The following is a 14,704-nucleotide window of genomic DNA, read 5'->3' as shown; positions in this document are numbered from 1 at the left end:
TATACAAGTAGGGGCGAGAGAAAAGCGAAGGGTCTTCGTGGACAAAAAAATCAGCCGAAGGTGGCGTTGCCGTCGGCCTTGAAGCGGCTGCCCAGGCTGTAGCGCGAGGCGGGATGCAGGCAGCGCACCCAGGTCACGGGCGTGTTGCGGCTCCAGGTGCGGCGCGTGAGCAGCAGGCAGGGGGCGGTGGGTTCCATGGCGAGCCGCTCGGCCTGTTCGGCGGTGGGCAGCACGGCATCGACCACGTGTTCGATCTGGTCGAAGGGCACGTTGCGCACCAGGTACTCGCTCGGCGGCATCGCGGCGAAGTCCTGCTCGAGGTAGTCGGGCACGACCTGCGGATTGACGTAGCGCTCCTCGAGCTGCACCGGGGTGCCGTTCTCCAGGTGCAGGCACACGCTGTGGAACACCGACGCACCCGCGCGCAGGTCGAGCCAGGCGGCGACGTCGGGCGAGGCGGCGAGGCGTTCGACCTCGATCATGTCGCAGCGGTAGTCGTGCCCGCGCTGGCGGATTTCGCTGGCGATGTTGGCGATCTGCAGCAGCGTGGACTGCGGCTTGTTCTCGGCCACGAAACTGCCGACACCGGCCACGCGCGTGATGCGGCCCTGTTCCACCAGCTCGCGCAGCGCGCGGTTCACCGTCATGCGCGCCATGCCGAACTGGGCGACCAGTTCGTGCTCGGACGGCAGGCGATGGCCAGGGGGCCAGGTGCCGTCCTGGATCTTGCGGGAGATGTGGTCCTTGACTTGCGCGTAGAGCGCCAGGGTCGGCAGGTCGCGTTTCATCGTGCTTTCAGTGCTCCGCCGCGGCCATCGACTCGGCGCGGATCTCTTCCGTGAGGCGCGCCTTGATGTCCATGAACTCCGGCGAGGTCTTGATGGTGTAGCTGCGCGGATGCGGAAAGTCGACCGCGATCTCGGTCTTGATGCGCCCCGGCCGCGCGCTGAACACCGCCACGCGGTTGGCCATGAAGATCGCCTCGTCGATGTCGTGCGTGACGAACAGCACCGTCTTCTGTGCCGACTCCCAGATGCCCAGCAGCAGCTCCTGCATCAGCACGCGCGTCTGGTTGTCCAGCGCGCCGAAGGGCTCGTCGAGCAGCAGCATCTTGGGGTCGTTGGCGAGCGAGCGCGCAATGGCCGTGCGCTGCTGCATGCCGCCCGAGAGCTGCTTGGGAAAGTGATGCTCGAAGCCGCGCAGGCCCACCTTGGCGATGAAGAACTCGCTGCGTTCCTTCTGGTCGGCCTCGCTCATGCCGCGCTCGCGCAGGCCGAAGCGGATGTTCTGTGCCACGGTGAGCCACGGGAACAGGGTGTAGCTCTGGAACACCACGCCGCGGTCGGCGCCCGGGCCGTCGATGCGCTGGCCGTCGAGCAGCACCTGGCCGGTGGTCGGAAAGTCGAGCCCCGCCACGATGCGCAGCAACGTCGACTTGCCGCAGCCCGAGGGGCCGAGGATGGTGACGAAGTCGTTCTCGCGCACCTCGAAGTCGATGGGCTGCAGCGCCTGCGTGCGCTGGCCCTTGGTGCCGGTGAAGACGCGCGACACGCCCTGGATGGAGAGTTGGTTCTTTGTCGTCATCACAGTGCGGCCCATGCGAACAGACGGCGGTTGAGCGCCTTGAAAGCGAAGTCGGACAACAGGCCGATGACGCCGATCACGATGATCCCGAAGATGATCTGCCCCGTGTTCAGCAGCGCCTGGCTGTCGGTGATCATGTGGCCGATGCCCGAGGACGAGCCGATCAGCTCCGCCACGATCACATACGTCCAGGCCCAGCCCAGCACCAGTCGCAGCGTTTCGGCGATGCCCGGCGCCGCGCCCGGAATGAGCACGCGCGCCACGATGCCGCGGCTGTTGGCGCCCAGCGTGTAGGCGGCCTCGACCAGGTCGCGCCGCGCACCGCCCACGGTGACGGCCACCATCAGCACGATCTGGAAGAAGGAGCCGATGAAGATCACCAGCAGCTTCTGCATCTCGCCCAGGCCCGCCCACAGAATGAGCAGCGGAATGAAGGCCGAGGCCGGCAGGTAGCGGCAGAACGAGACGAAGGGCTCGAAGAAAGCCTCCACCGTTTTCCACGTGCCCATGGCAATGCCCAGCGGCACCGCGAACACGGCCGCCATCAGGAAGCCGCCGAACACGCGCCACACGGTCATGCCGATGTCGCCCAGAAAGCCGTACTCGGTGAAGAGCAGCCAGCCTTCCTTGACCATCGTCGGCGGGCTCGCGAGAAAGGTCGGCGGCACGAAGCCGCCGAGCGTGGCCAGGGCCCACACCAGCACGAAGACGACGAAGAACGCGAGGCCCAGCAGCACGCGCGCACGCGCGCCGATGGGCTCCAGCGGCGCCAGGCCGCGCCTGCGCGCGGGCTTGAAGGAAACGGCCTGCGCAGGCACCGCCGCCGAAACGGCGGCAGGCACCTGCTGCATCGCCTTACTTGACGAAGCTTGCATCGAAGGTCGCGGCCAGGTCTTCGGGCGCCTTGCGGATCACGCCGGCTTCCAGGAGGATGGGGGTGGCTTCCTTCATGAAGCTGGTGAGCTCGCCGGCAAAGAACTTCTGGTTGGCCGCCTTGTCCTGCCAGCGCAGGAAGGCGGACGACTTGGCGAACTGCTCGCCGCTCTGCTTCACGGCAGAACCCATGAGCTCGTTCGACTTCTCGGGCTCGGCCTTGATCATGTCGAGCGCCTCGAAGTACGACTTGGTGAGCGCGGCGGCGGCCTTGGCGTTGGCCTTGAGCCAGGTGGGCGCGCAGCCCACGGTGTCCATCACCATCGGGTAGTCGAGCGTGGTGGCCAGAATCTTGCCGGCGGCGGGGTTGGCGCGCACGGTCGACAGGTAGGGCTCGTAGGTCATGGCGGCGTCGTTCTGGCCGGCCACGAAGGCCTGGGCCGAGGCCTGCGGCGACAGCGTGGTGGTCTTCACGTCCTTCAGCGTCATGCCGTTCTTGTTGAGCATCCAGGCCAGGCCGAAGTACGGCGCGGTGCCGGGCGCGTCCACGCCGATCGTCTTGCCCTTGAGGTCGGAGAACTTGGCAACGTCGCCGCGCACCGCGAGGCCGTCGGCGCCGTAGGACTTGTCCATCTGGAAGATCTGCACGATGGGCACGCCGTTGGCGTTCCAGGCCACGTGCGTTTCCACCGTGGTGGCCGCGCACTGGATGGCGCCGGAGGCCAGCGCCAGGTGGCGGTCCTTCTGCGGAATCATCTTCAGGTCGACGTCGAGCCCGTTCTTCTTGAAGATGCCGGCCTTGTCGGCCAGCGAGAGCGGCGCGAAGCCGGTCCAGCCGGACATGCCGAGCGCAATCTTCGTTTCCTGAGCGGCGGCCGTCTGGGCCATGCCCGCTGCACATGCAGCTGCTGCCAGCAGCGAAGCGAATTTCACAACTACCGTCGTCTTGACCATGGGTACTCCTGGTTCTGTTCTTTGGAAAGGCTCGGCGGTGCATCCCGGTGACGGGGTTGCGCGCGCCTCGCATTGTTGCCAAGCGCCCCAACTTGTATATACAGGATAACCCGAAAGGTCTTTTATGGTGCACTTCTCAAGGAAATGCACCGGTTTGCTGTCTAGACAAGAGAGGCTGCGGGACGGGGGTGACCATTGCAAACCTCGTGCCACAGTCATAACTGTGCTGCTGGGGGACAATCGGCGGCCCCTCCTTCTTCACCGCTTTTCGCCCTCCCCACGTTGCCTGTGTCCTCTCTCGCTCCCCGCCCCATCGACGCCTCCGGCAGCAGCGCACCCGCCGACATCCTCCACGAGGTCTTCGGCTATTCGCAGTTCCGCGGGGCCCAGCAGGAGATCGTCGATCACGTGGTGGGCGGCGGCGACGCGCTGGTGCTGATGCCCACGGGCGGCGGCAAGTCGCTGTGCTACCAGATCCCGGCCATCGCGCGCCAGCGCGCGGGGCACGGGGTGTCGATCGTGGTGTCGCCGCTCATCGCGCTGATGCACGACCAGGTGGGCGCGCTGCACGAGGCCGGGGTGAACGCGGCCTTTCTCAACTCCACGCTCGACTGGGAGCAGACGCAGGACGTGGAGCGCCGCATGCTGCGCGGCGAGATCACGCTGCTGTACGCGGCGCCCGAGCGGGTGAACACGCCGCGCTTCCTGTCGCAGCTCGATTCGCTGAAGGAGCGCGGCAAGCTGTCGCTGTTCGCCATCGACGAGGCGCATTGCGTGAGCCAGTGGGGCCACGACTTCCGCCCCGAGTACCGCGCGCTCACCGTGCTGCACGAGCGCTATGCCGGCGTGCCGCGCATCGCGCTCACGGCCACGGCCGACGACCTGACGCGTGCCGACATCGTCGAGCGGCTGCAGCTGGAAGAAGCACGCCAGTTCGTCTCCAGCTTCGACCGGCCGAACATCCGCTACACCATCGTCGAGAAGAAGGACGCCACCACGCAGCTGCTGCGCTTCATCGAGCGCGAGCACGAAGGCGATGCGGGCGTGGTCTATTGCCAGTCGCGCAAGCGGGTGGAAGACCTTGCGACGACGCTGCGCGACGCCGGCATCAACGCCCTGCCGTACCACGCGGGGCTCGACGCGGCGGTGCGCCAGAAGCACCAGGACCGCTTCCTGCGCGAGGAAGGCGTGGTGATGGTCGCGACCATCGCCTTCGGCATGGGCATCGACAAGCCCGACGTGCGCTTTGTCGGCCACCTCGACATGCCCAAGAACATCGAGGGCTACTACCAGGAAACCGGCCGCGCGGGCCGCGACGGCGCGCCCGCCGACGCCTGGATGACCTACGGCCTGAACGACGTGGTGAACCAGCGCCGCATGATCGACGAGAGCCCGGCCGGCGAAGAGTTCAAGCAGGTGATGCGCGGCAAGCTCGACGCCCTGCTGTCCCTGGCCGAAGCCAGCGACTGCCGCCGCGTGCGCCTGCTGGGCTACTTCGGCGAGCAGAGCACGCCCTGCGGCAACTGCGACAACTGCCTGAACCCGCCGCAGGTGTGGGACGGCACCGATGCCGCGCGCAAGCTGCTCAGCACCATCTACCGCGTGCAGCAGCTGAGCGGCATCAGCTTCGGCGCGGGGCACATCATGGACATCCTGCGCGGCAAGTCGACCGAGAAGGTCAAGCAGTTCGGGCACGAGCGCGTCAGCACCTTCGGCATCGGCGCGGAGTTCAGCGAGGTGGCGCTTCGCGGCGTGCTGCGCCAGCTGATCGCCACCGGCGCGCTGGCGGTGGACGCGGAGGCATTCAACACGCTGAAGCTCACCGAAGGCTCGCGCGCGGTGCTCAAGGGCGAGGCGACGGTGTCGCTGCGCGAGTCGGTGTCGTCGCCGGCGGAGCGCAAGCCCCGGCGCGAGAAGGTGGCCAAGGGCGCGCCTTCGCCGGCCGCGGCCTCGCTGGACGACACCGGCAAGAAGCGCTTCGAGGCGCTCAAGGCCTGGCGCGCCGAGGTCGCCAAGGAACACAACCTGCCGGCCTACGTGATCTTTCACGACGCCACGCTGGCCGCCATTGCCGAGCGCGCGCCCGCGACGCTCGAGGACCTGCAGGGCATCAGCGGCATCGGCACCAAGAAGCTCGAGGCCTACGGCACCGAGGTATTGCGGGTCTGCGAAGCCTTCTAGCGCGGCAGCACCACCGGCACCGGCCGCGTGAGCAGGTCGACGTACAGCTCGAAGAAGCGCGCGTTGTCGAACTTCTGCACCACCGTCATCTTCTGCAACGTGGGCCCGGCCGGCTGCGCGGTGTAGCCGATGGAGCGGCCGTTGTCGGGCGCGCCGGGCTTGGCGATCACGTCGACGTAGCGCTGGGCGGTCTGCGTGGCGTAGCCCGGGTCGATCAGGTAGGCGAGCGTCAGCGTGTCCCAGATGTTCTGCGTGTAGCTGGCGTTGGTCTCGAAGCCGTTCTTGCCGTCGAAGCCGTAGCCGTTGAGCTTCTGGAACACATCGGTCACGGCCGTGGGCTTGGCCGGGTGCGCGATGCGGTCGTAGATGGGCTTGGTGAGGAACACGGTGTCGGTCACGTCCAGCGGCACCACCACCTGCGGGATGGGCAGGCGCACCACGAACTGGGCGGCGGCGGGGTCGAACCACCAGTTGAACTCCGCGGCCTTGGTGGTGTTGCCCGGCACGTCGATGGCACCGCCCATGTAGATGATCTGCTTGATGAGCGGGACGATCTCGGGGTTCTGTTTCACCGCCAGCGCGATGTTGGTCAGCGGGCCGATGGCCAGGATGGTGACTTCGCCGGGGTTGGCCTTCACGGTGTCCACGATGAAATCGACCGCGCTCTTGCGCTGCACCACGGTGTGTTGCGCGAAGCCGTCGGGCGAGGGCTTCAGGTCGGCATCGGTCTTGGGTTCCGGGCCGCTCCAGGCGCCCAGGTAGCCGTCGCCGCCCGCGCCGGCGGCCATTTCGGCCTCGACGTCGGCCAGCGTGTGGTTGAGTGCGTAGTTCGCTCCCACGTACACGCCGATGCGCTCGCCCACGCCCAGCCGCTCCACCGACATGAGCGCGTCGGCCACGCCCTGCCTGAGCCACTGGTTGCCCGACACCACGCTGATGCCCATGACCTGCACCTTGCCCTGCGCCTGCAACTGCGCGGCCATGACGCCGAGCTGGCCGTCGTCGCTCATGGTGTTGTAGTCGCTGTCGATGATGATCTTCTGCGCCGTGGTTGCCGAAGCGCCGAACGACCCGAGGCCGACGCCCGGCCCTGCGCTCCCGCCACCGCCACATCCCGCCAGCACCGTGATGACGACGATGAACATCGTCCCGAGCCATTTGCGCATCTGCTTCTCCTCGAGCTAAGGGTTTGGTTTTAAGTTGTCCCACGCTTGGGAAAACCAAAATACAAACGTTTGCGCAAAGCATTGCGCAAACGTTTGCCAAACTCTACGGCGCTCGCCACGCGCGTGGCAAGCGCTGTTGCCTAGGGGTTTTCCGCGGGAACGAAGACCGGCTCAGCCCGGGTCGGGCACAGGTTCGACCAGGCGGTTCTCGCGCAGAGGCGAGCGGTCGCGCAGGTAGGGCTGCTCCGGCGCCGGCGCGGCCTGCAGCTTGTCGAGGCCCGCGCTGGCTGCAGCCTTGGTCGAGCCGGCTGCCGGGCATGCGCCGTTGCTGCGCAGGGCCAGCGCCGCGGCCAGGCGGGCCTCGGCGCTGTCGCCGAGCGGATGAGTGAAGTCGTCGGCCACGGTGCAGTCGGGTGCGAAGCCGTCGCTGTAGTCGCTCTCGCCCTTCTGGTTCGCGCCCTTGAACTGGATGGCGAAGTAGCTGGTGCCGCAGTTGTCCTGGGGAATGAAGCCGTAGGGCTTGCCGCAGGTGGTGCCGCCCACCAGCTTGACCGTGACGCCCACGCCGCGCAGGCTGTTGATGACCGACTCGCTGGCCGAGCAGGTGTCGGGACCGGTGAGCACCGTGACGCGCGACAGGCCGAGCGTGGGCAGCGCCTGGCCGCTGCGGCTGGTGCCCACGAAGGGCGTCAGGGTCTGCGCGAGGGTCTGCCGGAACGGGTTCTTGTCGTTGTAGACCAGCTGCTCGAAGGTCTTGCCCGCGGTCACCGCCGGCGAAGAGATCATGTAGGCCAGCCGACTGGCAATGAGGAGCTGCCCGCCACCGTTGTAGCGCATGTCGAGCACCAGGTCGCTGATGCCGGCGCCCTGCTTGAAGGTGGTCACCGCATCGATGAGCTGCGCCTCCGAGGTGGTGATGTGGTCGTTGAACAGCAGGTAGCCCACGCGACCGCTGCCGGTGTCGATGACCTGCACGTTCTGCACCGGCGTGCGGGTGACGCTCTGCGCCGTGAGCGTCACCGCGGCCTGCGGTGTGCCGCCCACCTCGAAGGTGAAGCTGTGCGATTCGCCCACGGCCTGCGGCGCAAGGGCGCGGTTGATCGCGTTGACGTTGGCGGTGCCGGTGCTGCTGACGACGTTGACGCCGTCGATCTCCAGGATCTTCGCGCCGCGTCGCAAGCCCCGCAGGTCAGCCGGCGAGTTCGGCTCGACGAAGGCAATGCGGATGTCGCGCGGCGGCGAGCTGCGCACCGACGCGGTCTCCATGCCGTAGCCGGCCGACACGCCGCCTTGCGAGAGCTGGCGGTACACCTCGGTGTCGTAGGTGAAGTGGAAGCGGTCCTTGGCGCGGCCGGAGGCGGTGGTGGCCGGCGTCTTGAGCACGTTGAACCAGGCGACCGGCGTGGCGTAGTCGCTGGCCTTGAGGGTAGTCGGCACTTCGGCGTACCAGAGGTAGGTTTCGTCGATCCAGCCGCGAACCCAGCTCTTTTCGGTGTCGAGCGAGCCGGCTTTGTCGGGATAGGCCGAACCGGTGGCGGGGTTGGTGCCGCTGCGCGGTACGGCGCATTGACCGGCAACCGTGGCCGAGGCCACGATGCCGCCGTCGCCGTCGCCGCCCCCACTGGCGGGCGGCGCCGTGGCGCCGGGCAGCAGGCCGATCGGCAAGCCCGCGCCGCCGCCCCCTCCGCCACCGCCGCCGCCCCCGCACCCCGCCAGCAGGCAGCCCGCGGCAAGCGCCGCACGCGCAACCCAGGCGCCAGGACGCGGCAGCCGCCGCAGGTCGATCGCTCGAAAGCCCATGTGCTCCTCCTCGTGCCCGCGGTGGCGGACGGATTTTTCGCAGCCGGCGACCGCTTCGGCCGTGCTGCGCTTGCCGGGCACCCCACCCGGTCTGTTGTTCTTCGCTGTTTCTTCTTTACTGCACGAAGCCCATGCCGCGCGACTCGCGCACTTCGGGCTTGATGCGGTGCTCGGCCTCGAGCTGGTCGAGAAACTCGTCGGCCGAAAACTCGGTGGCCAGGATATCGGTCTGCCGTTTCACGGCGGCGAAATCGCCCGGGCACAGCTGGGTCAGTCGCGCGAGCCGGGCGCCCAGCGCGCCAGTCAGGCGCCCGGCGTCGCCCGTGAGCGCCTCGGTGACGAACATGCGCTCGCGCTGGACCGCGGTGAGCGGCATGAACTTGATCTTGAAGGTGAAGCGGCGCAGCGCCGCCTGGTCGAGCCGGTCGAGCAGGTTGGTGGTGCACACGAAGATGCCGTTGAAGCGCTCCATGCCCTGCAGCATCTCGTTGACCTCGGTGACTTCGTAGGTGCGCTGCGCGCTGCGGCGGTCCTGCAGGAAGCTGTCGGCCTCGTCGAGCAGCAGCACGGCCTTCTCGTTCTCGGCCTCGCGGAACATGGCGGCCATGTTCTGCTCGGTCTCGCCGACGTACTTGCTCATGAGATCGCTGGCCTGCTTGATGATGAGCGGGCGGCCGATGGCCTTGGCGATGTGCTCGGCCAGCGCGGTCTTGCCGGTGCCGGGCGCGCCGTAGAAGCACAGCGTGCCGTGGCCGCGCGCCTTCAGCGCCTCGACGACGCGCGGGATCTCGAAGCGGGTTTCGACATTGAGCATGTCGAGGTCGTAGGTGGTGACGTTGCGGCGCTCGCCGCGCCCGGTATCGAGCGTGCCCAGGGCCAGGTCGGCGTTGCGCAGCTGGCGCTCGATGAGCGCCTCCACCGAGGCGTCGTCGGTTCGCGCAAGTCCGGCGAAGCGCACCGCCGTGCGGATCTGCGCCGGCGTGAGGCCCTTGCGCTCGGCCAGCTTGGCGGTGAAGGCTTCGGACACGACCACCCCTTCGAGCGTCTTCTTCACGAGTTGCTCGCGCGCGCCGGGCGGCGGCGACTTCAGCTCGAGGTGGTACGCAAAGCGGCGCCGGAAGGCCGGGTCGATCTGCTCGATGCGGTTGGTGACCCACAGCGTGGGCACGGGGTTGGCTTCGAGGATCTGGTTGACCCAGGCCTTGCCGCTGACGCTGCCGCTGGTGGGCGCGGGAATCTGCTCGGCGCGCGCCATGAACTGCGCAGCCTCGGTGCTGATGGGCGGAAAGACGTCCTCGACCTCGTCGAACAGCAGTGCGGCGTGCGCGCTGCCCTTGAGGAACACCTGTGCGATCTGCAGCGAGCGGTACCGGTCGCGCCCGCTCAGCGAGTTGCCGTCGCGGTCGGCGTACTCGACCTCGAAAAGCTCGAGGCCGGCTGCCTGTGCCACGACCTTCGCAAGCTCTGTCTTGCCGGTGCCGGGCGGCCCGTAGAGCAGCACGTTGACGCCGGGCTCCTTGCGCGCGACCGCCGCTTGCAACAGCGTGACGAGCATCTGCGCGTCTTCCTGCACGAAGGAGAAGTCGTGCGGCGTGAGCGCGCTCTTGGCCGAGGGCCGCGTGAACACGGCCATCAGTTCGTTCTGGTCACGGTACTCGCGCATGAGCACCGGCGGCAGCTTTTCGCTGACCTTCATGAGGTCGGCCAGGTCGGTGATGTTGTGCTCGGAAATCAGGTTTTCGACGAGCCCGATGCGCTCCAGCCGAGAGCCCGCGCGCAAGGCCTCGCCCACTTCGCTGGCGTTCACGCCCGCGATGTCCGCGATGGCCGCGTAGGCCTCGGGCGCGTTGTTGACCTTGAACTCGACCAAGAGCGAACGCAGGTCGCGTTGGTAGCGCGCCAGCGTGCCGTACAGCAGCAGCGCGCGCTCGGCCTTGTTGAGCTGCAACAGGCCCGCGAGCGCGTCGATGTTCTTCTCGACCAGTGTCGACTGCTTGCGCAGCGCGTGCGTGAGCCAGTCGCGCGTGGCGGTGAGCACGGAGAGCAGGTCTTTAGGCTGGTCCTTCGCGTATTCGTCGAGGTAGAAGAACAGCGTGCCTTCTTCGTAGGGGCCGCGCCACACGCCGTGGCGCTCCAGCAGCGTGCGGCCGTCGAGGTTCTCGACGTCCTTCCACGCCTCGTTGCCCGCGCAGCGCCGCCCGAGGAATTCGCGCAACCGCTGCAACACCGGCGCGGGCCATACGAGATGGCGCCCCGTGAGCGACAACAGGCCGTTGATGTCGCGCCGCACATTGAAGCGCGGCCCCTGCTTGGCCGCGAGCGTGAGCACGAAGTGCGAGCACATGAGCTCCAGCACCGGTGCTTCCTTGAGGCCGGGCGACGGCAATGCCTGCCCGCGTACCGCAGCAGCCACCACATCGACACCCGCACGCTTGGCCATCAGGCAACCTCCAACGAGGAAAATCTCGGAGAGACCATAACGCAGACTTTTGGCTTCGGGAAGACTCGCAAACGGTAAAAACCCTGATGGTTCGATTCCAGCCACAATGCGCGCCATGGTCGGAATCGAAGAAATACAGCGCGCCGCAGCGCGCCTGCAGGGTCAGGTGCTCAACACACCCTGCGTGGAATCGCGCACGCTGTCGGAGATCGTCGGTGCCCAGGTGTTCCTGAAATTCGAGAACCTGCAGTTCACATCCTCGTTCAAGGAACGGGGTGCATGCAACAAGCTGGTCGATCTTGCGCAGAACGGTACACGCGGAGTGATCGCCATGTCTGCCGGCAACCATGCGCAGGGTGTGGCTTATCACGCGCAGCGGCTCGGATTGCGCGCGCTGATCGTGATGCCGCGCTTCACGCCCGGCGTGAAGATCGAACGCACGCGGGGCTTCGGCGCCGAGGTGGTGCTGCATGGCGACTCGCTCGACGCGGCACGTGCCCATGCACTGGAGCTTGCGCAGCGCGAGGGGCTGACCTTTGTGCATCCCTACGACGACGAGGCCATCATCGCGGGCCAGGGCACGGTGGCGCTCGAGATGCTCGACGCCGTGCCCGACCTCGACACGCTGGTGGTCGCTGTCGGCGGCGGGGGGCTCATCGCGGGCATGGCGGTGGCGGCACGGGCGCGCCGGCCGGACATCGAGATCGTCGGCGTGCAGACCACGCGCTTTCCGGCGATGGTCAACGCCGTCAAGGGCACGCACCATGTGCAGGGCAGGAGCACGATCGCCGAAGGCATCGCGGTCGGCACGCCGGGTGTGCTCACACACGAAATCATCGCTCGCATGGTCGACGACCTGCTGCTGGTGGACGAGGGCGACATCGAGCAGGGCGTGCTGATGCTGCTCGAAATCGAAAAGACCCTGGTCGAGGGCGCCGGCGCCGCCGGCCTGGCGGCATTGATTCGGCACCCGGAGCGCTTCAAGGGCAAGCGCGTGGGGTTGGTTCTTTCCGGGGGCAACATCGATCCGCTGCTGCTTGCGGCCATCATCGAGCGCGGCATGGTTCGGGCCGGGCGACTCGCCCGCGTGCGCGTGAGCGCGCGCGATGTGCCTGGCTCATTGGCACAGATCACGGCCACCGTGGCCGAAGCGGGCGCTAACGTCGACGAGGTTCACCACCAGCGGGCCTTCACCATGCTGGCGGCCCAGAACGTCGACATCGAGCTGGTGCTGCAGACCCGCGGGCGGGCGCATCTGGCCAGCGTGCTGGTCGCGCTCAAGGACGCGGGCTTCGAGGCCGAAGAGCAGCATTGAGCCGCGAGATCACCTCTGGTTAACCTGATCGAGGGGCTCGCAACCCCCTAGACCTGCGGGAGGCTACCCGCCGGTAAAATGGCCTGAGTCTGTCAATTTGTGTATTCGAGGTACTTCCCGATGTCCAACCCTACTCCCATCGAGCCGAGCCACGGCGCTGCTGTCGAAAAAGACGCCGTCGAATCGGTCGTTCACCTGATGCCGTTGGTGCTCCCGCTGGCCGGCGGCGTGCTGATGCTGCTGCTGGCATCGATCGCCGTCTTTCTGGCCTGACGCTGACAGGCATTCGCGATTTTGTCCGCGGGCTGTGCGGCCCGCGTTGACGCAGTCTCCCAAAGCGAAACGTTTTCTCAAACGGACCTCCGTGCCTGAGCAGGCTCGGCGCCCCGTTCGGAAAGACGATTTTTCAACTTAGGAGATTTTCCGATGAACGCACCCACGATGCAGGGCCTGACCATTCAGGCGCCCTCATACGTCAAGAACGCAAAACTGATCGCCTGGGTGGCCGAGATGGCCGCGCTGTGCAAACCCGAAGCCATTCACTGGTGCGACGGCAGCAAGGAAGAATACGACCGCCTTTGCCAACAGCTGGTGGACGCGGGGACCTTCAAGAAGCTCAATCCGGCCAAGCGCCCGAACTCGTTCCTCGCGGTGTCCGACCCGAGCGACGTGGCGCGCGTCGAAGACCGCACCTACATCTGCTCTGCGAAGAAGGAAAACGCCGGCCCGACGAACAACTGGATGGCACCCGCCGAAATGCGCGCAACCTTGCAGCCGCTGTTCGATGGCTGCATGAAGGGCCGCACGATGTACGTCGTGCCGTTCAGCATGGGTCCGCTGGGTTCGCCCATTGCGCACATTGGCATCGAACTCTCGGACTCGCCCTATGTTGCCGTCAACATGCGCATCATGACCCGCATGGGCAAGGCGGTGTACGAGGTGCTGGGCGCCGACGGCGACTTCGTGCCCTGCGTGCACACCGTGGGCGCGCCGCTCGAAGTCGGTCAGAAGGATGTGTCCTGGCCCTGCAACAAGACCAAGTACATCGTTCACTACCCCGAGACCCGCGAGATCTGGAGCTACGGCTCGGGTTACGGCGGCAATGCGCTGCTGGGCAAGAAATGCTTCGCGCTGCGCATCGCATCGAACATGGGCCGCGACGAGGGCTGGCTGGCCGAGCACATGCTCATCCTGGGCGTGACGAATCCTGAAGGCAAAAAGTACCACGTGGCCGCGGCTTTCCCCAGCGCGTGCGGGAAGACGAATTTCTCGATGCTGGTGCCACCCGCCGGCTTCGAAGGCTGGAAGGTCACGACGATCGGCGACGACATCGCCTGGATCAAGCCGCAGGCCGACGGATCGCTGCGCGCCATCAACCCCGAGGCCGGCTATTTCGGCGTGGCCCCCGGCACCAACATGCTGACCAACCCGAATTGCATGCGCAGCCTGGACGACGGCGTGATCTTCACCAACGTCGCGTTGACGGACGACGGCGACGTGTGGTGGGAAGGCATGGAGCAGGATGCGCCAGGCAAGGCGCTGCCGGCTCACTTGATCGACTGGCAGGGAAAGGACTGGACGCCGCAGATCGCCAAGGAAACGGGCGCCAAGGCTGCGCACCCGAACGCACGCTTTACCGTCGCCGCGACCAACAACCCGGCGCTCGATGACGCGTGGGACGATCCGAAGGGTGTGACCATCGACGCCTTCATCTTCGGTGGCCGTCGCTCGACCACCGTACCGCTGGTAACCGAAGCCCGCAATTGGGTGGAAGGTGTTTACATGGCCGCGACCATGGGCTCGGAAACCACCGCTGCAGCGGCGGGGCAGCAAGGCATTGTTCGCCGGGATCCGTTCGCCATGCTGCCCTTCATGGGCTACAACATGAGCGACTATTTCCAGCATTGGCTCGACCTGGGCAAGAAGCTCGCGACCTCGGGCGCCAAGCTTCCCAAGATCTACACGACCAACTGGTTCCGCAAGGGCGCCGACGGCAAGTTCGTCTGGCCGGGCTACGGCGAGAACATGCGTGTGCTGAAATGGATGATCGACCGCGTCGATGGCAACCAGACGGAAGGCGTCGAGCACCTTACCGGCGTGAGCCCGCGCTATGAAGATCTGAACTGGACCGGCCTGAATTTCAGCGCCGAGCAATTTGCCACGGTGACCAGCATCGACAAGGCAGCGTGGGAAGCTGAGTTGAAGCTGCATGAAGAACTGTTCAAGCAGCTGGAACACCATCTGCCGAAGGAATTGCCGGCAACCAAGGCTGCGATCGAGCAGCGCCTGGCGGCCTGATTTTCAGCAGCTTTAAATAGCAAAAAGCCCGATGGATTCATCGGGCTTTTTTACGTCTGCGTGGTTCTGCTCGTTCGGGCATTCGTATTGGCG

At 66.6% G+C, this 14,704-nt stretch carries 11 protein-coding genes; 4 read left to right on the top strand and 7 right to left on the bottom strand.

Annotated features, from left to right (window positions below; all coding sequences use genetic code 11):
• Positions 1–50: 50 nt before the first annotated feature.
• From hutC to ACSFBM_RS32695, 4 genes are read right to left on the bottom strand one after another with little or no spacing between them, the layout of a single operon-like run.
• Positions 51–788: a histidine utilization repressor gene (hutC, locus tag ACSFBM_RS32710; protein ID WP_435441444.1), complete on the bottom strand. Its 738-nt coding sequence runs from the start codon at positions 786–788 to the stop codon at positions 51–53.
• 7 nt (positions 789–795) lie between these two features.
• Complete coding sequence (locus ACSFBM_RS32705) at positions 796–1,599, bottom strand: ABC transporter ATP-binding protein (protein WP_435488104.1); 804 nt, start codon at positions 1,597–1,599, stop codon at positions 796–798.
• Entirely contained in the window at positions 1,584–2,435 is an 852-nt protein-coding gene (locus tag ACSFBM_RS32700; RefSeq protein WP_435488173.1) for an ABC transporter permease, read from the bottom strand. Before ACSFBM_RS32700 ends, ACSFBM_RS32705 begins: the two co-directional genes overlap by 16 nt.
• 4 nt (positions 2,436–2,439) lie before the next feature.
• Positions 2,440–3,411, bottom strand: coding sequence for an ABC transporter substrate-binding protein (locus tag ACSFBM_RS32695; RefSeq protein ID WP_435488103.1), 972 nt, complete (start codon positions 3,409–3,411; stop codon positions 2,440–2,442).
• 288 nt (positions 3,412–3,699) lie between these two features.
• Here ACSFBM_RS32695 and recQ point away from each other — a divergent pair, with 288 nt between their 5' ends.
• Complete coding sequence (recQ, locus tag ACSFBM_RS32690) at positions 3,700–5,592, top strand: DNA helicase RecQ (protein ID WP_435488172.1); 1,893 nt, start codon at positions 3,700–3,702, stop codon at positions 5,590–5,592.
• Here the strand turns inward: recQ and ACSFBM_RS32685 are convergent.
• The 3 genes from ACSFBM_RS32685 to ACSFBM_RS32675 form a co-directional block, all read right to left on the bottom strand.
• Positions 5,589–6,758: a nucleoside hydrolase gene (locus tag ACSFBM_RS32685; RefSeq protein WP_435488102.1), complete on the bottom strand. Its 1,170-nt coding sequence runs from the start codon at positions 6,756–6,758 to the stop codon at positions 5,589–5,591. The genes recQ and ACSFBM_RS32685 overlap by 4 nt on opposite strands.
• Positions 6,759–6,929: 171 nt before the next feature.
• Positions 6,930–8,558 (bottom strand): S41 family peptidase, encoded by a 1,629-nt coding sequence (locus ACSFBM_RS32680; protein WP_435488101.1) that lies wholly within the window; start codon positions 8,556–8,558, stop codon positions 6,930–6,932.
• Positions 8,559–8,673: 115 nt separating this feature from the next.
• Positions 8,674–10,998: an ATP-binding protein gene (locus ACSFBM_RS32675; RefSeq protein ID WP_435488100.1), complete on the bottom strand. Its 2,325-nt coding sequence runs from the start codon at positions 10,996–10,998 to the stop codon at positions 8,674–8,676.
• A gap of 115 nt (positions 10,999–11,113) precedes the next feature.
• Here ACSFBM_RS32675 and ACSFBM_RS32670 point away from each other — a divergent pair, with 115 nt between their 5' ends.
• The 3 genes from ACSFBM_RS32670 (at position 11,114) to ACSFBM_RS32660 (ending at position 14,611) form a co-directional block, all read left to right on the top strand.
• Positions 11,114–12,313 carry a threonine ammonia-lyase gene (locus tag ACSFBM_RS32670; protein ID WP_435488099.1) on the top strand — a complete coding sequence of 400 codons (1,200 nt, stop codon included), beginning with the start codon at positions 11,114–11,116 and terminating at the stop codon, positions 12,311–12,313.
• A gap of 120 nt (positions 12,314–12,433) precedes the next feature.
• Positions 12,434–12,586: a hypothetical protein gene (locus ACSFBM_RS32665; protein WP_435441433.1), complete on the top strand. Its 153-nt coding sequence runs from the start codon at positions 12,434–12,436 to the stop codon at positions 12,584–12,586.
• 153 nt (positions 12,587–12,739) lie between these two features.
• A complete protein-coding gene (locus tag ACSFBM_RS32660) occupies positions 12,740–14,611 on the top strand; it encodes a phosphoenolpyruvate carboxykinase (GTP) (RefSeq protein WP_435488098.1) in 1,872 nt (623 codons plus the stop codon).
• Positions 14,612–14,704: the final 93 nt, after the last annotated feature.

Origin of the sequence: Variovorax pasteuri, from assembly GCF_051216435.1 — a bacterium.
Classification (GTDB): domain Bacteria; phylum Pseudomonadota; class Gammaproteobacteria; order Burkholderiales; family Burkholderiaceae_C; genus Variovorax.
Note: the sequence above shows the minus strand (reverse complement) of the source record. Positions and strands in the feature narration are given on the sequence as shown.